At 72.8% G+C, this 17,932-nt stretch carries 14 protein-coding genes; 7 read left to right on the top strand and 7 right to left on the bottom strand.

The window, feature by feature from the left end; genetic code table 11:
* Positions 1–67: 67 nt before the first annotated feature.
* Positions 68–763, bottom strand: coding sequence for a class I SAM-dependent methyltransferase (locus ABZS77_RS18440; protein WP_354823972.1), 696 nt, complete (start codon positions 761–763; stop codon positions 68–70).
* Between the two features lie 239 nt (positions 764–1,002).
* On the opposite strand from ABZS77_RS18440, the gene ABZS77_RS18435 reads away from it, so the two are divergent.
* Genes ABZS77_RS18435 through ABZS77_RS18415 form a run of 5 tightly spaced genes read left to right on the top strand, consistent with a single transcriptional unit; the run spans position 1,003 to position 8,507 of the window.
* Positions 1,003–3,123: a molybdopterin oxidoreductase family protein gene (locus tag ABZS77_RS18435; RefSeq protein ID WP_354823970.1), complete on the top strand. Its 2,121-nt coding sequence runs from the start codon at positions 1,003–1,005 to the stop codon at positions 3,121–3,123.
* Positions 3,120–4,559, top strand: coding sequence for an FAD-dependent oxidoreductase (locus tag ABZS77_RS18430; protein WP_354823968.1), 1,440 nt, complete (start codon positions 3,120–3,122; stop codon positions 4,557–4,559). The genes ABZS77_RS18435 and ABZS77_RS18430 overlap by 4 nt, the downstream gene beginning before the upstream one ends.
* The gene (nirB, locus tag ABZS77_RS18425) at positions 4,556–7,075 is read left to right on the top strand and encodes a nitrite reductase large subunit NirB (RefSeq protein WP_354823966.1); all 2,520 of its coding nucleotides are present in this window, start codon (positions 4,556–4,558) and stop codon (positions 7,073–7,075) included. The genes ABZS77_RS18430 and nirB overlap by 4 nt, the downstream gene beginning before the upstream one ends.
* Positions 7,072–7,419, top strand: a complete 348-nt coding sequence (gene nirD, locus ABZS77_RS18420) for a nitrite reductase small subunit NirD (protein WP_354823964.1) — start codon at positions 7,072–7,074, stop codon at positions 7,417–7,419. Before nirB ends, nirD begins: the two co-directional genes overlap by 4 nt.
* A complete protein-coding gene (locus ABZS77_RS18415; protein WP_354823962.1) occupies positions 7,419–8,507 on the top strand; it encodes a uroporphyrinogen-III synthase in 1,089 nt (362 codons plus the stop codon). Before nirD ends, ABZS77_RS18415 begins: the two co-directional genes overlap by 1 nt.
* 44 nt (positions 8,508–8,551) lie before the next feature.
* Here ABZS77_RS18415 and ABZS77_RS18410 read toward each other — a convergent pair whose 3' ends face one another.
* The 4 genes from ABZS77_RS18410 to ABZS77_RS18395 form a co-directional block, all read right to left on the bottom strand.
* Positions 8,552–9,175, bottom strand: a complete 624-nt coding sequence (locus tag ABZS77_RS18410; protein WP_354823960.1) for an ATP/GTP-binding protein — start codon at positions 9,173–9,175, stop codon at positions 8,552–8,554.
* Entirely contained in the window at positions 9,156–9,521 is a 366-nt protein-coding gene (locus ABZS77_RS18405) for a DUF742 domain-containing protein (RefSeq protein ID WP_088950207.1), read from the bottom strand. The genes ABZS77_RS18410 and ABZS77_RS18405 overlap by 20 nt, the downstream gene beginning before the upstream one ends.
* 89 nt (positions 9,522–9,610) lie before the next feature.
* The gene (locus ABZS77_RS18400) at positions 9,611–10,018 is read right to left on the bottom strand and encodes a roadblock/LC7 domain-containing protein (protein ID WP_007465177.1); all 408 of its coding nucleotides are present in this window, start codon (positions 10,016–10,018) and stop codon (positions 9,611–9,613) included.
* Complete coding sequence (locus ABZS77_RS18395) at positions 10,015–13,188, bottom strand: sensor histidine kinase (protein ID WP_354823958.1); 3,174 nt, start codon at positions 13,186–13,188, stop codon at positions 10,015–10,017. The genes ABZS77_RS18400 and ABZS77_RS18395 overlap by 4 nt, the downstream gene beginning before the upstream one ends.
* Positions 13,189–13,632: 444 nt before the next feature.
* On the opposite strand from ABZS77_RS18395, the gene ABZS77_RS18390 reads away from it, so the two are divergent.
* A complete protein-coding gene (locus ABZS77_RS18390; RefSeq protein ID WP_354823956.1) occupies positions 13,633–14,814 on the top strand; it encodes an ABC transporter substrate-binding protein in 1,182 nt (393 codons plus the stop codon).
* Positions 14,815–14,888: 74 nt separating this feature from the next.
* Here the strand turns inward: ABZS77_RS18390 and ABZS77_RS18385 are convergent, their stop codons facing one another.
* Both ABZS77_RS18385 and ABZS77_RS18380 read right to left on the bottom strand, forming a co-directional pair.
* Positions 14,889–15,740, bottom strand: coding sequence for an ABC transporter permease (locus ABZS77_RS18385; protein WP_354823954.1), 852 nt, complete (start codon positions 15,738–15,740; stop codon positions 14,889–14,891).
* 101 nt (positions 15,741–15,841) lie between these two features.
* Positions 15,842–16,873, bottom strand: a complete 1,032-nt coding sequence (locus tag ABZS77_RS18380) for an ABC transporter substrate-binding protein (RefSeq protein WP_354823952.1) — start codon at positions 16,871–16,873, stop codon at positions 15,842–15,844.
* A gap of 271 nt (positions 16,874–17,144) precedes the next feature.
* On the opposite strand from ABZS77_RS18380, the gene ABZS77_RS18375 reads away from it, so the two are divergent.
* Positions 17,145–17,930 carry an ABC transporter ATP-binding protein gene (locus ABZS77_RS18375; protein WP_354823950.1) on the top strand — a complete coding sequence of 262 codons (786 nt, stop codon included), beginning with the start codon at positions 17,145–17,147 and terminating at the stop codon, positions 17,928–17,930.
* Positions 17,931–17,932: the final 2 nt, after the last annotated feature.

Raw genomic sequence — 17,932 nt, 5'->3', positions numbered from 1 at the left:
TGACCAACAGTCATCCCCCTGCTCACCGGCTCGCGGCCGGACGGCGAAACGCACATTCCGCCGACCGTCACCGGACGCGACCGCCGAACACCGCGAAGCGCCACTCCTTGAAGTAGCAGTCGACGTCGACCAGACCGGCCTCGGCGAGCCACCGGCACTGGTCGTCGACGGTCGCCGGCCGGTCGTGGCGCATCCGCGCCTGGGAGGCCCCGATCTCGGCGGGGGACGCGCCCAGCTCGGCGATCCGCTCCAGCCACACCTCGTCGTAGCGCCGGTCCAGCTCCGGGGTCGGACCGGCGACCTGCTCGGCGTTGACGAACACCCCGCCCGGCGCCAGCGCGTCGGCGGCCCGCCGGTAGAGCGCGCGCTTGCCGGCGTCGTCCAGGTGGTGGATCGCGAGCGCGCTGACCACCGCGTCGTACGGGCCCGGCGGCAGTTCGTCGGCCAGGTCGGCCTGGACCGTCCGGTGTGGCACGGACCGCGCGGCCAACTGGTCGGTGGCCCGGGCGAGCATCGCGGGCGCTCCGTCCACCAGGGTCAGCCGTACCCCGGGCACCGCGGCGGACAGCAGCAGCGAGAGCAGCCCGGTGCCCGCGCCCAGGTCCAACACCTCGGGGGTACGCCCGGCGGCGAGCGCGGCGCGCAGCGGCGGCGCGGCCACCTGGACGGCGGTGCCGTAGAAGGCGTCGAAGCACGGCACCAGCCGCCTGCGCGACTCGTCGTAGGTGCCGGCCACCGCGTCGAAGACGTCCGTCACACTCATCGCGATCTCCCATTTAATGAGACAGATTTCCCACATGATAGACGCCGCACCGGACGTGGGCACGTCCTCGACCAGTGACTGGGACGGAGGCGGCGACGATGCCGTCGACGATTCGGCTCCACAGCGTCCACCCGACCCTCCATCGCGCCCGCTGCCCCGGTGCGGTGTGAGCCCCACTTGACAGGACCGAAACAGAGGAGACCCGGACCGGAAACCGCCCGCCGGCACGCTTTCCCGACATGACAGACGGTGCACGGTCGGCGACTCGACCGGGGCGGGCGCCCCGGGAGGTGGCGACGCACTGCCCGTACTGCGCCCTCCAGTGCGGCATGACCCTGCGCGCCGACGACGGCGGGGTGACCGTGCTCCCGCGCCAGTTCCCCACCAACCGCGGCGGACTCTGCCAGAAGGGCTGGACCGCCGCCGACCTGCTCGACCACCCGGACCGGCTGACCACTCCCCTCCTGCGCGACGCGGCCACCGGCGAGCTGCGTCCGGCCAGTTGGGACGCCGCGCTGGACCGGATCGCCGCCGGCATCCGCGCCGTCCAGGACAGCGCCGGCCGGGACGCCGTCGCCGTGTTCGGCGGCGGCGGCCTGACCAACGAGAAGGCGTACGCCCTCGGGAAGTTCGCCCGGATCGGGCTGCGCACCCGGCACATCGACTACAACGGACGGTTCTGCATGTCCTCGGCGGCGGCAGCCGGGATGCGCGCCTTCGGCATCGACCGAGGGCTGCCGTTCCCGCTCGCCGACCTGGGTCGCGCCGACACCCTGCTGCTGGTCGGCGCCAACCCGGCGGAGACCATGCCGCCGCTGGTGCGCTGGCTCACCGAGCAACGCCAGGCCGGCGGTCGGCTGATCGTCGTCGACCCCCGGGTCACCGCCACCGCCCGGCAGGCCGACCTGCACCTGCAACCGCTGCCCGGCACCGACCTCGCGGTGGCCAACGCGCTGCTGCACATCGCGCTCACCGAGGGTTGGGTCGACGAGGCGTACGTGGCCGGGCGGACCACCGGCTTCGAGGCGGTCCGCCGCAGCGTCGCCGCCTGGTGGCCGGCCCGCGCCGAACAGCTCTCCGGGGTGCCGGTGGCCGACCTGGAGGCGACCGCCCGGGCGTTGGGCACCGACGGTCGGGTGATCATCCTGACCGCGCGCGGTGCCGAGCAGCACGCCAAGGGCGTGGACACCGTCACCGCGTACGTCAATCTGGCCCTGGCCCTCGGGCTGCCCGGCCGGGACGGTTCGGGGTACGGCTGTCTCACCGGCCAGGGCAACGGCCAGGGCGGACGGGAGCACGGGCAGAAGGCCGACCAGCTCCCCGGCTACCGGCGGATCGACGACCCGGCGGCCCGGGAACACGTCGCCGGGGTCTGGGGCGTGCCTGCGGACGAGCTGCCCGGCCCGGGGGTTCCGGCGTACCAACTGCTCGACTCGCTCGGCACCCCGCACGGCCCGCACGCACTGCTGGTGTTCGGCTCGAACCCGGTGGTCTCGGCGCCCCGGGCGGCCCGGATCGAACGCCGGCTGCGCGATCTCGACCTGCTGGTCGTCGCCGACCTGCTGCTCTCCGAGACGGCCGCGCTGGCGGACGTGGTGCTGCCCACCGCCCAGTGGGCCGAGGAGGACGGCACGATGACCAACCTGGAGGGTCGGGTGCTGCGTCGCCGCGCGCTGCGCCCACCCCCACCCGGGGTCCGGACCGACCTGGCCATCATCGCCGACCTGGCGGAACGGCTGGACGGCGCCGAGACGGCCGCCGCGCGATTCCCCACCGACCCGGCCGCCGTCTTCACCGAGCTGCGCCGCGCGTCCGCCGGTGGGCTGGCCGACTACGCCGGCATCAGCTGGGACCGGATCGACGCCGCCGACGGCGTCCACTGGCCCTGCCCCAACGAGGACGGGCCGGACACACCACGGCTCTTCGCCGACCGCTTCGCCACCCCGGACGGCCGGGCCCGCTTCCACCCCGTCGACCACCGGCCGGCCGCCGAGGAGGTGTGCGCCACGTACCCGCTGCACTTCACCACCGGCCGGGTGCTGGCCCAGTACCAGTCCGGCACGCAGACCCGCCGGGTGGCCGCGCTGCGCCGCGCCGCGCCCGACGCGTTCGTCGAGCTGCACCCCGACCTGGCGGCCCGGCTCGGCATCGACGACGGCGACCCGGTGCTGGTCACGTCCCGCCGGGGTGAACTGCGCGCTCCGGCACGACTGAGCACGGGCATCCGACCGGACACCGTCTTCGCGCCGTTCCACTGGGCCGGGGCCGCCCGGGCCAACTCGGTGACCAACGACGCGGTGGACCCGATCTCCGGGATGCCCGAGTTCAAGATCTGCGCGGTCCGGGTGGAGAAGGCATGAGCACCCGGATCGTGATCGTCGGCAACGGGATGGCGGGCGCCCGCCTCGCGGGCGAGCTGCACGCCCGCGAGGGGGACCGGAAGGTCACGGTCCTCGGGGCCGAGCCGCACCGCGCGTACAACCGGATCCTGCTGTCCACCCTGCTGGCCGGCCGGATCGGCGAGCCGGACGTGGAGTTGACCGAGGCCGCCGGGCACGGCATCGACACGCGCACCGGCGTACCCGTGACCACGGTGGACCGGTCCGCCCGGGAGGTCCGCACCGCCGACGGCGAACGCATCGCCTACGACCACCTCGTCCTCGCCACCGGCGCCCGGGCCGTGGTGCCGTCCCTGCCCGGCCTCGACCCGACCGACCTGCCGCCGAGGGTCGTCCCGTTCCGGACCCTGGACGACTGCCGGCGGATCATCGCGGCGGCGGACGGCGCCCGCAGCGCCCTCGTGCTCGGCGGCGGGCTGCTCGGCCTGGAGGCCGCCCGAGGGCTGGCCACCCGAGGGCTGACCACGACCGTGGTGCACCACACCGGGCACCTGATGGAACGCCAGCTCGACCCGGCGGCCAGCGCCGTGCTCGCCGGCACGCTCGCCGGCCTCGGCGTCACCAGCCAACTCGCCGTACCGGCCACCGGCGTGGTCGCGGACGACACCGGCGTACGCCTCGACCTGGCCGACGGCCGGTCGTTGCGCGCCGACCTGCTGGTGCTCTCCTGCGGGGTACGCCCGGACACCGCCCTCGCGCGGGCCGCCGGGTTGACCGTGCGGCGCGGTGTGGTGGTGGACGACCGGCTGCGCACCGACGACAGGTCCATCTCGGCAATCGGCGACTGCGCCGAGCACGACGGCACGCTCACCGGCCTGGTGGCACCCGCCTGGGCGCAGGCCCGGGTGCTCGCCGACGTGCTGACCGGCACCGACCCGCTGGCCCGCTACCGGCCCCGGCCGGTGGTGACCCGGCTGAAGGCGGCCGGGATCGACCTGGCCGCCATGGGTGACGCGGTGGGCGGCGAACCGGGCGAGGAGCTGACGTTCACCGACCCGGCACGGGGAACGTACGCCCGGTTGCGGATCCGCGACGAGCGTCTGGTCGGCGCGATCCTGCTCGGCGACAACCCGGCGGTCGGCACGGTGATCCAACTGTTCGACCGTGGCCATCCGGTGCCGGCCGACCGGCGGGCGCTGCTGCTGGGCCGGGCGCTGGGCGGGACCGCCGCCGCACCGGCCGCCTCGCCGGCGCTGATGCCGGACGCGGCCACCGTCTGCCAGTGCAACACGGTGACCAAGGGCGCGCTGGTGCGGTGTTGGCGCTCCGGCGCCCGGACTGTCGACGCGGTGGTGGCGGCGACCCGCGCCGGCACCGGATGCGGCGGCTGCCGCGACGCGGTGGGCGGCATCGTCGACTGGCTGTCCGAAGCGGAATCGGTGGAGGTGACGCGATGAGCGGCGACCTGGTGGTCATCGGCAACGGCATGGTCGGGCAACGTTTCGTCGACGCGCTGCGCGCCCGGGACCCGCTGGGGACCTGGCGGGTGACCGTGCTGGGCGAGGAGCGGCGAGCGGCGTACGACCGGGTGCGGCTCTCGGCGTTCTTCGACGGGGTGAGCGAGGACGACCTCAACCTGCACACCCCGCACGACGGTGTCCGGGTGCGCCTGGGCGAGCCGGCCACCGCCATCGACCGGGACCGGCGGGTGGTGACCACCGCCGGCGGCGAGTACCCCTACGACGCGCTGGTGCTGGCCACCGGCTCGTACGCGTTCGTGCCGCCGGTGCCCGGCACGGAACTGCCAGGCGTCTTCGTCTACCGGACCCTCGACGACCTGACGGCGATCCGGGCGTACGCGCGGGGCCGGCGGGTCGGCGCGGTGATCGGCGGCGGGCTGCTCGGGTTGGAGGCGGCGAACGCCCTGCGCCTGCTGGGCCTGAGCACCGACGTGGTCGAGTTCGCGCCCCGCCTGATGCCGGTGCAGGTGGACCAGGCCGGCGGGGCGATGCTGCGGCGCTACGTCGAGGAGTTGGGCGTGCGTACCCACCTGGGGGTGGCCACCACCGCGATCCGGTCCGGTCCGGACGGCGCCGTCTCCGCCCTGGAACTCTCCGACGGCAGCACCGTCGACGCCGACCTGGTGGTGGTGGCCGCCGGCATCCGCCCGCGCGACGAGCTGGCCCGTACCGCCGGACTGCCGGTGGGGCCGCGCGGCGGGGTGCTTGTCGACGAGGCGTGCCGCAGCGCCGACGAGCGGATCTGGGCGGTCGGCGAGTGCGCGGCCGTCGACGGCACCTGCCACGGCCTGGTCGCGCCCGGGTACGCGACGGCCGAGGTGGTCGCCGACCGGCTGGTCGGCGGCGCGGCGACCTTCCCGGGCGCGGACACCGCCACCAAACTCAAGCTGCTCGGCGTCGACGTGGCCTCGTTCGGCGACGCGCACGGCACGACCCCGGGCTGCCTGGACGTCACGTTCACCGATCCGGCGACCCGGGTGTACGCGAAGCTGGTCCTCTCCGACGACGCGCACACCCTGCTCGGCGGGGTGCTGGTCGGCGACGCCAGCGCGTACCCGACGTTGCGGGCCAGTGTCGGCGGTCCCCTGCCGGCCGCGCCGCTGGCGCTGCTCGCCCCCGACGGTGGCGGCGCGGACGCCGGCGCGCTGCCCGCCACCGCGCAGGTCTGCTCCTGCAACGCGGTGACCCGGGGCGACGTGGACGCCGCCATCGCCGACGGCTGCGCGGACGTGCCGGCGTTGAAGGCGTGCACCCGGGCGGGCACGAGCTGCGGTTCCTGTGTGCCGATGCTGAAGCAGCTGCTGGACGCGGCCGGGGTGGCCCAGTCCAGCGCGCTGTGCGAGCACTTCGACGTCAGCCGGCGGGAGCTGTTCGAGATCGTCCGGGTACGCGGCATCCGCACCTTCTCCCGGCTGGTCGCCGAGCACGGCCGGGGGCGCGGCTGCGACATCTGCAAGCCGGTGGTGGCATCCATCCTCGCGTCGCTGGGCAGCGGACACGTGCTCGACGGCGAGCAGGCGTCGTTGCAGGACACCAACGACCACTTCCTCGCCAACCTGCAACGCGACGGCAGCTACTCGGTGGTGCCCCGGATCCCCGGCGGCGAGATCACCCCGGAGAAGCTCATCGTCATCGGTGAGGTCGCCCGGGACTTCCAGCTCTACACGAAGATCACCGGTGGGCAGCGGATCGACCTGTTCGGCGCGCGGGTGGAGCAGCTGCCGCAGATCTGGCGGCGACTCGTGGACGCCGGCTTCGAGTCCGGTCACGCGTACGGCAAGGCACTGCGCACGGTGAAGTCCTGCGTCGGCGAGACCTGGTGCCGGTACGGCGTACAGGACTCGGTGGGGTTGGCCGTGGCGCTGGAGCTGCGCTACCGGGGGCTGCGCGCACCGCACAAGCTCAAGTCGGCGGTCTCCGGCTGCGCCCGCGAGTGCGCCGAGGCCCGCAGCAAGGACTTCGGCATCATCGCCACCGAGACCGGCTGGAACCTGTACGTCGGCGGCAACGGCGGTTTCCGGCCCCGGCACGCCGACCTGTTCGCCACCGACCTGTCCACCGAGGCGCTGATCACCCTCATCGACAGGTTCCTGATCTACTACATCCGCACCGCCGACCGGCTGCAACGCACCGCTGGCTGGATCGAGGCGCTCGACGGCGGCCTGGACCACCTGCGCGCCGTGATCGTGGACGACTCCCTGGGCCTCTGCGCCGACCTCGACGCGGCGATGGCCCGACACGTGGAGTCGTACTCCGACGAGTGGCGTGACGTGCTGGAGGACCCGGACCGGCTGCGCCGCTACACCTCGTTCGTCAACGCTCCCGACGTGCCCGACCCGTCGATCACCTTCGCGCTCGAGCGCGGGCAACCGGTGCCCGCGCGCGGTGACACCCCGGCCGAAGGTCGCCGTCGGCAACCGGTCGCGCTGGGCCTACCGGAGGTACGGCGATGAACCCCACCATCACCCTGGACTGGACCGCGATCTGCCCCGTCGACCGGCTCGAACCCGATCGGGGCGTCGCCGCCCTGGTCGACGGCGTACAGGTCGCCCTCTTCCGGACCGCCGACGGGCTGTTCGCCATCGACAACCGCGATCCCGTCTCCGGGGCGTACGTCCTGTCCCGGGGCATCGTCGGCAGCCGGGGCGGGGTCCCCACGGTCGCCTCACCGCTGCACAAGCAGGTGTACGACCTGCGCACCGGGCACTGCCTCGACCTGCCCGGCGTCGCCGTGGCCCGACACGACGCGCGGTGCCGCGACGGGCTGGTCGAAGTGCGGCTGCGACAGGAGGGTTGATGCGGGACGAACTGGCCGGCTTCACCATCGGGGTGACCGCCGACCGGCGGCGCGACGAGCTGGCCGCGCTGCTGGAACGCCGGGGCGCGCGGGTGGTGCTCGCCCCGGCCCTGCGGATCGTGCCGCTGTCCGACGACACCGAACTGCGCGAGGCGACCCGCGCCTGCCTGGACCAACCGCCGGACATCCTGATGGCCAACACGGGCATCGGCATGCGCGGGTGGCTGGAGGCGGCCGAGGGGTGGGGGCTCGCCGAGCCGCTGCGCTCGGTGCTGGCCGGGTCGTACGTGGTGGCCCGGGGTCCCAAGGCGCGTGGCGCGATCCGGGCGGCAGGGCTGCACGACCAGTGGTCGCCGGCCTCGGAGAGCTGCGACGAGGTGGTCGACCATCTGCGGCGGCGGGGCGTGGCCGGGCAGGTGATCGCCATGCAGCTGCACGGCGAGCGGCAACCGGAGTGCACGCTCGCGCTGGAGGCCGCCGGCGCCACGGTGATCGAGGTGCCGGTCTACCGGTGGGCGCCACCCACCGACCCGGCGCCGCTGCACCGACTGATCGACCTGATCGCCGGACGGCTGGTGGACGCGGTCACGTTCACCTCGGCGCCGGCGGCCGAGGCCCTGCTGCGCGCGGCCGGGGACCGCAGCGAGGCCGTGCTGTCCGCGTTCCGCGCCGACGTGCTGGCCAGCTGCGTGGGCGCGGTCACCGCCGAGCCACTGCTCCGGCACGGGATACCGGTGAGCGCACCCGGCCGGGCCCGGCTCGGCGCGCTCGTGCGCACAATCGTCGACGAGCTGCCCCGCCGGACCGTGACGTTGAAGGCCGCCGGGCACCTGCTCACCCTGCGCGGGCACGCCGCCGTGATCGACGGCGAACTGCGCCCGCTCGCACCCGCCCCGATGGCGGTGCTGCGGGCGTTGGCCCAGTCGCCCGGCCGGGTGCTGTCGCGTACCGCCCTGCTGCGGACGCTGCCCCGGGGCGCGGACGAACACGCCGTGGAGATGGCCGTCGCCCGCCTCCGGGCCGGCCTGCGCGCCCCGCGCGTGGTGCAGACCGTGGTCAAGCGGGGCTACCGGCTCCGGGTGGACTGACGCGTCGCGGCCGGCCGGTACGGGACCGGCCGACCGCGACGGGCTCAGCCGACAGGCGTGGGGAAACCCCGACCGTGCTCGGCCTGGAGCCGCAGCATGGCGTGCTCGACCACCGTCACCAGCACCTGCTTGACCGAGTCCCGGTGCCGGGCGTCGGTCATCACCAGCGGCACCTGCGGCGAGATGGCCAGGGCCTCACGGACCTCGTCCGCCTCGTACTGCGGGGCGCCGTCGAACCGGTTCAGCGCCACCACGTACGGCAGGTTGCGGTTCTCGAAGTAGTCCAGCGGTGCGAACGCGTCGGTGATCCGGCGGGTGTCCACCAGCACTGCGGCACCCACCGCACCCCTGATGATCTCGTCCCACATGAACCAGAACCGGGTCTGACCGGGTGTACCGAAGAGGTACAGGATCAGGTCCTGGGCCATCGTGATCCGGCCGAAGTCCATGGCGACCGTGGTGGTCTCCTTGCCCGGCACCTTGGACGGATCGTCGATGCCGACACCGGCCGCGGTCATCACCGCCTCGGTGGTCAACGGCGTGATCTCGGAGATCGAGCCGACCAGCGTCGTCTTACCGACGCCGAAACCGCCCGCGACGACGATCTTCGCGGAGACGATTCCCCGGCTCTGCCGCCCCCCAGCGGGGTCATAGCCTGCGAAGTCCACTTAGCACCCTTCCAAGCAGTTCCATCCGCTCCTCGAACCCCTCGGCGGGAGCAGCAGTGTGTAACGTCAGCAGGCTCTCGGCCACCATGTCGGCGACCAACACCCGGGCGACGCCCAGCGGCATCCGGGTGTACGCGGCGATCTCCGCCAGCGACTGTGCCCGGCCTTCACAGACCGTGGCGATTCGGTGCTTGTCGTGCCCGGCGAAGCGGGACTCGGCGACCTGGGTGAGCGAAGCCGTGAGGACCGCCTCGAGAGCGATGTCCTGCCGGGGTTCCGTCCGACCACGGGTGACCGCGTACGGACGCACCAGAGCACCACGCGGGTCAACGCGTCGTTGGTCCATCCTCGGTCACCTCCTCGTCCCCGTCCGGAGGCGGCGTACGCCGCCTCCCGTTCCCTGCCCGGAGCGCGGTCCACGCGCCGGGCCCGGTGCTACGAACGCACCGCGTCCCGCGGCAGCGGCACCAACGCGGCACCGACCCGCTCGACCAGCAACGCCATCTCGTAACCGACCTGGCCCACGTCACAGCTGCGGGCGGCCAGCACGGCCATCGACGAGCCGTCGCTGATCGACATGAGGAAGAGGTATCCGCTGTCCATCTCGATGACTGTCTGCAACACCCCGCCCGCGCTGAACATCCGGGCCGCGCCCTCGGTCAGGCTCACCACGCCGGAGGTGATCGCGGCGAGCTGGTCCGCCCGGTCCCCCGGCAGGTCCCGGGAGGACGCGAGCAGCAGCCCGTCGGCGGACACCGCCACCACGTGGGCGATACCCGCCACGCTGTCGGCGAAGTTGGTGAGCAGCCAACCCATGTCCTGCATGGCAGCTGGCCTGTTCATCGGCTCTCCTTGGTCGAGGTGCTGTTCTGGTCCGTCCCGGCCGTCCGGCCGCGCTGCACGCCGCGGTGGTAGGCCGACAACAGGCCGCGTACTTCATCGGGCGTGCGCCGGCTGCGGTCCCGGCCGCTCTTCGGCTCGATGCCGCCGGGCACGAGCTGCGCCTGCGGCACCCGCTTGGGCAGGCCCGAGCGGGTCGTGCCGGCGGCGGCCGGTTCTGCGGCCCGACTGGCCCGCGACCAGCCTTCGTCAGCCGCGGTCCGCCAGGCGCTCGGGTCCACGGGCGGCGCGGTGGGCGCGCTCGGAGCCGTGGGCGTTGCCGGAGCCGTGCTACGCGGCACCGGCGGGGGCGTGTACGACGGTGGCGGCGTGGGCGCCGAGGCACCCCTGCTGCTGCCGCCTCCGTTGCTGAATCCGTCCATGCTCCCCGTGCTCTGTCCTCCGGTGCCGTCGCCCGAGCTGCCCGGCGTACGGGTCGGCAGCGGCGGCCGGGCCGGCGCGGCGGCCGGCGCGGACGTCGCGGTCGGCTGGCTGCCGACGCCCGTGCGCAGACCGGCGTCGGCCGTGGCGGTAGCCGCCGGTGGTGTGTCGAACTGCGGCCGGGTGAAGATCGCGGTGGCGTCGTCGCCGTGCGACCGGAACCAGACCGCCTCCATCTCCCGGAAGATCGGCGCCTCGGCGGGGAAGTCGGGGCGGGTGCTGACCGGGGCGGGCACCGACGGCGCCGGCGGCGGGGCCACCGATGGCGCGGGCGGCGGTGCGACAGCCCCGGGGCCGGCGACCGGTCCGACCGGCAGCACCGGCGCGGTACGCCCGTCGGCGCCGTCCGCCCCCGAGCCGCGCCGGGGCAGCGGGGCGACGGTCGGGTACGCCACGGTCGGGCTGCCCACCGAGGCGCCCACGCCGTTGCTGTAGGCGGGTCGGGCCGGCGGGACCGGGGCGGCCGGGGACGGCACGGGTGGCGACGCCGGCTGCGCTCCGGTGAAGCCGCCCGCCTGCACGGCCGGGGTGGTGTCCCGCGAATCCAACGGCGACTGCCACTGCGTCGGCGCGGGCGGGCTGCTGCGCCACTGGTCGGGCAGCGTCGCCGCGGCGGTGCCGGCACCGGCGTACGACTCGGCGTGACCGGCCGGGGTGAGCGGCGCCTGCTCGACAGCCATCGGCTGGCGCGGCCGGGTCAGCACCTGCTCGCGACCACGGTTGCTGGGCAGCACCACGGTGGTGGCGGGGAGCGTCACCTGGGCGACGGTGCCGCCCTCCACGTTGCGGCGCAACTCCACCCGGATGCCGTAGCGGGAGGCGAGCCGGCTCACCACGGCCAGACCCATCAGCCGGAACGCGGCGACGTCCACGCTCGGCGGCGCGGCGAGGCGCCGGTTGAGCGAGTCGAGCTGGTCGTCGGTGAGGCCCAGGCCGCGGTCCTCGATCTGGATCAGCACGTAGTCGCGGATCCGGCGGCCGTCGGCGACCACCGTCGTGTTCGGCGGCGAGAACCGGGTCGCGTTGTCGAGCAGCTCGGCGACGAGGCGTACCACGTCGTTGACCGCGTGCGCGGCCACCGAGATGTCGGTGTCCACGGTGCCGAACTCGATGCGGTTGTACAGCTCCACCTCGGACTGCGCGGCGCGCAGCACGTCCACCACGAGCGCGTCGTCGCGACGCGGTACGGCGGAGTCGGCGCCGGCCAGGACCAGCAGGTTCTCGTCGTTGCGCCGCATTCGGGTGGCCAGGTGGTCCAGCTCGAAGAGCTGCGCGAGCCGCTTCGGGTCCTCCTCGCCGCGCTCGATCGCGTCCAGTTCGCCGATCATCCGGTCGACGAGGGTCTGACTGCGGCGGGCCAGGTTGAGGAACATCGCGGAGACGCTGGTACGCAGTGCGGCCTGCTCGGCCGCGACGCGTACCGCCTCGCGGTGTACGACGTTGAAGGCCAGGGCCACCTGACCGACCTCGTCGCGGGTGTTGAGCTGGATCGGATCCCGGACCTGCCGGACGATCTCGTCCACCCCGCCGTCGCCCACGCTGCCCATGTTCTGCAGCCGCTGCACGGCGTCGGGCAGGTCGTGGTTGGCCACCGACAGGGCACCCTCGCGCAGTCGGCGCAGCGAATGGTTCAGCGAACGGGCCAGCACCACGGCCAGCGTCACGGCGATGATCAGGGTGAGCAGCACCAGCACCGACTCGACCACGGCCTGCTGGATGACGTCCGATCGCGCCTGGTCGGCCTGGTCGAGCAGGCGGTTCTGGAGTTGGACCTCGGCCCAGCGCATCAGGTCGTTGACGGCGCCGATGGCGGCTGTGGCGTCCTGCGCGCTGACCAGCGGACGCTGCCCGACGGAGCGGACGAGGTCGGTGGCGACCCGGTCGGAGAGGCCGACGGCGTCACCGGAGACGGTGCTGTCGACGAGCGCCCGCTGCACCGGGTCGGCGGCGAGCGAGAAGGCGACCAGGGCCTCCTGCTGGCTGGTCAGGGTGGCCACGAAGGAGGAGAACTGTTCCTCGTCGAGCTGGCCGGCGGTCAGCGCGGTGAAGGCCACCGCCTGCTCCTCGGCCACCGAAGCCTTCGCCCGGGCGAACGCGGCGACGGCGCGGCGGCTGTCCGACAGGCTCTCGTCGCCGGGCAGTTGGGCAAGCCCGTCCCCGTACGCGACCAGGTCGGTGAGGATGACGCCGTACCGCAGTACCGCCTCGGCGACCGCCATCTGACGGCGGTCGAGCACCTCCTGCCGGGTGCCGTCCAGGGTGGACAGGTGCTCGTCGATCGCCGCCAGCCGGTCCCGCAGTGCCGCCGGCACCTCGCCGATCCGGCCCCGCTCGGCGCGGTACTCGTCGATCCGCTGCTGGGTCTGCCGGACCCGCAGGTTGAACGCGTCGGCCGGCTGCTGCGGGGTGGCCAGGTAGGCGGCGGCGGCCATCCGCTCGGACTGGAGGTCCTGCGTGAGCGCGCTGACGTCGATGGAGAGCGCGGTGAGTGACCGTGCCCGGGTGGCGTCGAAGGCGCCCTCGCCGACCGAGATCAGCCGGACCGTGGCAAGGGCGATCACCGCCGCCACGGGGACGACCAGGATCAGCGCCAGCTTGGACCGGATCCGGGCGTCACGCAGCCTCGGCAGCCCCCGGCGTGGACGTCGCGTGGCGTCCCCGAGTGCGGGCAGGGTCGTCGGTCCGGTGCTCACGACATCGCCTCCGTCGTTTCTTCCCCGCCTGACCCGCCGAACCGTGCCGTAAGCGGAGGGGACCACGCGCGGCACGGCCGCGATTTCATCAGAGAAGATCCTGTTTGGGAAGCCGCAGCGAGGTAGGAAAGGGTCGGACGGCGCGGAACCCGTGATCCGGTCAACTGATACCTTCATTTCCGCAAGCCCCTGAACAGGGCATGTAACTCCAGAGTGGTCACGCGTGTATGCAAAGTGAGCTTTTGCAAACATTGCGTTACCCCAGCATGTGGGATGGCCGTCCCGAAAATGCAACCGGGGTCCGCGCTTGACCACAGCGCCGGCCATTGGCAAGGTTTTGCAGGCTTCGCGCACACCGTACGGCAGAGGAGATACCGTCCTCCACTGAGGACGGATTAGCGGCGGTGACCGGGCAGCGCCCGCGCCCGCACCTGGAGGACTGAGTTGAGCCCCATCCGCTCCGCGACCATCGCGGCGCTCGCATCGGCCGTAGTTGCCACCACGCTCACCGGCTGCCAGTTCGGCGGGGACGACAAGGACACGAGTCCGATCGTGATCGCCGCGGACCTCGAACTCTCCGGCGCCGCCGCCCCCGTCGGGCGGGCATACCAGCGCGCGCTGGAACTCAAGCGGGACCAGTTGAACTCGTCCGGAGCACTGAACGGCCGGAAGGTCGAGCTGAAGGTCAAGGACAACCGTTCCGACGCCGCCGAGTCACTGCGCAACATCGCCGACTTCAGCAGCGATTCCCAAGTCAGCGCCATCATCATGGGCGGCTGTAACGAATGCGCGGTGGGTGCGGTCGGTACCATCAACGAGAAGCGGATTCCCACCATTGCGCTCGCCGCTTCCGGTGCGATCGCCTCCCCGGTCGCCGAACGGCGCTACGTGTTCAAGCTGGGCCCGAACGCCGCCGACAGCGCCGCCGCACTCACCACCGAACTGCGCCGCAAGGCGGTCCGCAAGGTGGGTCTGCTCTACAGCGACGACGACTACGGCCGGGAGGGCGCGACCGCACTGCGCCGCGAGCTGGCCAAGGCCAACATCAAGGCGTCCGCTGAGCAGGTGGTGAAGACCACCGACACCGAGGTCAGCCAGCAGATCGGCCAGCTCACCTCGAAGAAGCCGGACGCGCTGGTCATCTGGACGCCGCCGGAGCAGGCGACGCTGGCCGCCACGACAGCCCAGCAGGCCGCCTTCCGTGGGTCGCTCTTCTTCGACGCGGCAGCGGCCGGTGACCTGTTCCTCGGCGCCGCGGCCCGCGCCACCGAACAGGCCACGCTGATCTTCACGCAGACGATGGTGATCGACGACGTGATCGCCACCACGCCGGCGAAGGCGGCCCGGCGGCAGTGGTTCCAGGACTACACCGCGCGCTACGGCGGGTACAACGGATCGTCGTCGTTCGCGGCCGACGCCGTGCAGCTGATCGCCGACGCCGAACTGCGCGCCGGCGGCGAGCCCGGCAAGGTCGACCGCGGCGGCATCCGGGACGTGCTGGAGACGTCCCAGATGGACGGCCTCTCCGGCCCGATCCGGATGACGCCGGACAACCACTCCGGGCTGATGCCGCAGGCTCTCACCACGCTGGTGGCCCGCAACGGCCGGTGGCGGCTGGCGGGCTGAACCCCACCACGAACGGCGAGGGCCGGCCTCCTGTCGGGGGGCCGGCCCTCGCCGTTGTTCGGGGGGTGGAGCCGTCAGCGGCTGCTGGTGGTCTCGCGCACCCAGGGCAGGGCGATCCGCTCGATGAGCAGGAGCGCCGAGTAGAGCAGGATGCTCACCAGCGCCACCAGCATGATCGCCGCCCAGGCGGTGGCGGTGTCGCCGACGCCCGCGTACTGGAGGATGACGTAACCCAGGCCGCTCTCGCCGGCCTGGAACTCACCGATCACCGCGCCAATCGCGGCAAGCGGCATGGCCACCTTGAGACCGACGAAGATCTGCGGCAGCGCCGCCGGGAAACGCACCTTGCGGAACGCCTGCCAGCGGGAGGCGTTCCAGGACCGCACCAGCTCCGCCAGGTCGGCCGGGGTGGTGGTCAACCCGGTCGCGGTGGAGAGCACGATCGGGAAGAAGCACAGCAGGAACACCATGGTCAGGATGGGCTTCTGACCCCAGCCCAGCGCCACCACCAGCAGCGGGCCCAGCGTGATCTTCGGCACCGCGTTCACCGCGACGAGCAGCGGGGTGAACATCCGCTCCACAGTGCGGGAGCTGGCCAGGGAGAGTCCGATCAGGACACCGGCGGCCGCCGACAGGGCGAACCCGAACAGGATCTCCAGCAGCGTGTCCCAGGTGTGTTCCAACATCCGGGCGGGCTTGTCGACGAACGCGGTGAGCACGTCACCCGGCGGTGGCAGGGCGGCCGGGTGGACCAGCTCCAGCCGGGCGATGAGCCACCACGCCGCCAGGGCGACGAGGATGCCGGCCACGGGCAGCAGCGTCGCCCCGGTCCCGGCGCGCAGGCCGGCGCCCCGACCCGCCTCGCGGCCGGGGCCCGGAGGCGGGGTCGCCGCCACGGCCGGCTCTGCTGAGCGGACGTCGGTCATCTTCTTCTCCTCGATATCCCACGGCCCGCGGGGGCCGACGAGCGACGGGGGTACGTCCCGCCGGAACCGGCGGAACGTACCCCCTGGTGACGACCGGACGATCAGGCCTTCGGCGCGAGGCTGAAGTCGATGATCTGCTCGGGGGTGATGTTCTGCTTCAACGCGCCGGCGCCCTGCAGGATCGCGATGCTCTTGGCGACCCGGCCGCTGTCGAGCGTGCCGATGGCGGTGCCCGAGTTGCCGGAGCGGACGTACGCGGCCATCAGCTCGAGCTCGGCGGCGGCGGACGCGGTGTTGGTGGCGTCGACGTTCTTCTTCAGCAGGTCGGCGGCCTCCTTCGGGTTCGCCAGGCTGTACTCCAGGCCCTTGAGCAGCGCCGCGGTGAACCGCTTCACCATCTCGGGCTTCTCCTTGGCGATCTTGGAGGAGGTGATCAGCACGTTGCCGTAGAGGTCCTGCATCACGTTGCTGTACGGCAGCATGACAGCCTTCTTCTTGGCCACGGCCTCGATCGTCGGCTGACCGACGACGAACTGGCCGATGCCGTCCACCGAGCCGGAGGCCAGCGTGCCGATCAGTGCCTGCGCCTCACCGTTGACCCAGGTCACCTTGCTGGCGTCCACACCGGCGAGCCGGGCGTACGTCGGGAACAGGTTGCGGACGACGGAGCCGGGGGTGTCGGCGAGCTTCTTGCCCTCGAGGTCCTTCGGGGAGGCGATGTTCTTGCCCTCGACGGTGGCGATGCCGGCCATCGTGCGCTGCTGGATCGCGGCCACCGCGACGAAGTCCTTCGCCTGGCCGTTGCCGAGCTGGAGCAGACCGCCGGTGAGGTCGATCGGCCCGAAGTCGGCCTGTCCGCCGACGACCGTCTGGATGACGCCGCCGGTGCCCTGGCCCGCCTTGATCTCGACGTCGAACCCGGCCTCCTTGAAGAAGCCCTTCTCCTTCGCCACCCAGGCGTAGGAGTCACGACCGAAGTTGCCGAAGGAGGTGAGGTAGGTCACCTTCTCCGGCGTCCCTCCGCTGCCGCCCTTGGCGTCGTCACCCGAATCCGACCCGCTGCTGCACGCGGAGACGAAGGCGAGGGCAGTGGCCAGCGCGGCCGTAGCGACCGTACGGGTCAGCCTTCTCATCAGTAGCACCATGTCCTTTCCGACCGGGGCCGGCAGGCCACCGGAGGGGGTTGTCGCGGCGGAACCGGCGAGAGGGGTGGAAGCCGGCACCGCCATCGTGAGGGGACTCTTCGCGGGCACAGCGTACGAGAAACCCACAGTTGCGACGCCAGGCGTATCGGGTTGCGGAACGGAAACAACATGACGAGCACCCCGGACGGTGCGTTACACAGACACGCCCGCTAGCCTTTGTCGGATTCCTGACCGTCCACTCAGCGGAGGTCCGCCGGAGATGATCCGACTGTCCGGGGTGTCGCGTACCTTCGAGGGCCGGTCCGGCCGGGTCGAAGCCCTGCGCGGCATCGACCTCGACGTCACCGAGGGTGAGTTCGTCGCCGTCCTCGGCCGCTCGGGCTGCGGCAAGTCCACCCTGCTCCGGCTGATCGCCGGGCTTCTCCCGCTGACCGCCGGCGAGATCACCGTCGCCGGTACGCCGATCACGCGGCCCCGCCGCGACATCGCCATGCTCTTCCAGAAACCGGCGCTGCTGCCCTGGCGCAGCGTCCTCGACAACGTCCTGCTGCCGGTCGAGGTCTTCGGCTGGAGCCGCGCCAAGCACCGCGGGCGCGCCCGCGAGCTGCTCGACGTCGCCGGGCTGTCCGGTTTCGAGAAGCGGCTGCCGCACGAACTCTCCGGCGGCATGCAGCAGCGCGTCTCGCTGTGCCGTTCGCTGATCGGCGAACCCCGGGTGATGCTGATGGACGAGCCGTTCTCCGCGCTGGACGCGCTCACCCGCGAGGAACTCTCCGGTGAACTTCAGCGGGTGCACATGGAGAACAAGCCGACCATCGTCTTCGTCACCCACTCGATCGACGAGGCGGTGCTGCTCGCCGACCGGGTGGTCGTCCTGAGCCCCCGCCCCGGCCGGATCCGCAAGGTCGTCGAGGTGACCATCCCCCGCCCCCGCACCCTGGGGCGCAACGCCCACCTGGCCGACGTGGCCCAGGTCAGCGCCGACCTGCACGAGCTGTTGATGGAACGCGACCAGCCGGCCGTGGCCGGCGCGGAAGGACGATGACC

Source organism: Micromonospora sp. NPDC005298 (assembly GCF_040607375.1).
Taxonomy (GTDB): domain Bacteria; phylum Actinomycetota; class Actinomycetes; order Mycobacteriales; family Micromonosporaceae; genus Micromonospora.
The sequence above is the reverse complement of the archived record's forward strand: the minus strand, read 5'-3'. Positions and strand labels throughout refer to the sequence as shown.

Excerpts from the sequence above, each read along its gene's own strand:
- ABZS77_RS18440 (WP_354823972.1), bottom strand. The coding sequence starts at position 763 with ATGAGTGTGACGGACGTCTTCGACGCGGTGGCCGGCACCTACGACGAG.
- ABZS77_RS18435 (WP_354823970.1), top strand. The coding sequence starts at position 1,003 with ATGACAGACGGTGCACGGTCGGCGACTCGACCGGGGCGGGCGCCCCGG.
- ABZS77_RS18430 (WP_354823968.1), top strand. The coding sequence starts at position 3,120 with ATGAGCACCCGGATCGTGATCGTCGGCAACGGGATGGCGGGCGCCCGC.
- nirB (WP_354823966.1), top strand. The coding sequence starts at position 4,556 with ATGAGCGGCGACCTGGTGGTCATCGGCAACGGCATGGTCGGGCAACGT.
- nirD (WP_354823964.1), top strand. The coding sequence starts at position 7,072 with ATGAACCCCACCATCACCCTGGACTGGACCGCGATCTGCCCCGTCGAC.
- ABZS77_RS18415 (WP_354823962.1), top strand. The coding sequence starts at position 7,419 with ATGCGGGACGAACTGGCCGGCTTCACCATCGGGGTGACCGCCGACCGG.
- ABZS77_RS18405 (WP_088950207.1), bottom strand. The coding sequence starts at position 9,521 with ATGGACCAACGACGCGTTGACCCGCGTGGTGCTCTGGTGCGTCCGTAC.
- ABZS77_RS18400 (WP_007465177.1), bottom strand. The coding sequence starts at position 10,018 with ATGAACAGGCCAGCTGCCATGCAGGACATGGGTTGGCTGCTCACCAAC.
- ABZS77_RS18385 (WP_354823954.1), bottom strand. The coding sequence starts at position 15,740 with ATGACCGACGTCCGCTCAGCAGAGCCGGCCGTGGCGGCGACCCCGCCT.
- ABZS77_RS18380 (WP_354823952.1), bottom strand. The coding sequence starts at position 16,873 with ATGAGAAGGCTGACCCGTACGGTCGCTACGGCCGCGCTGGCCACTGCC.
- ABZS77_RS18375 (WP_354823950.1), top strand. The coding sequence starts at position 17,145 with ATGATCCGACTGTCCGGGGTGTCGCGTACCTTCGAGGGCCGGTCCGGC.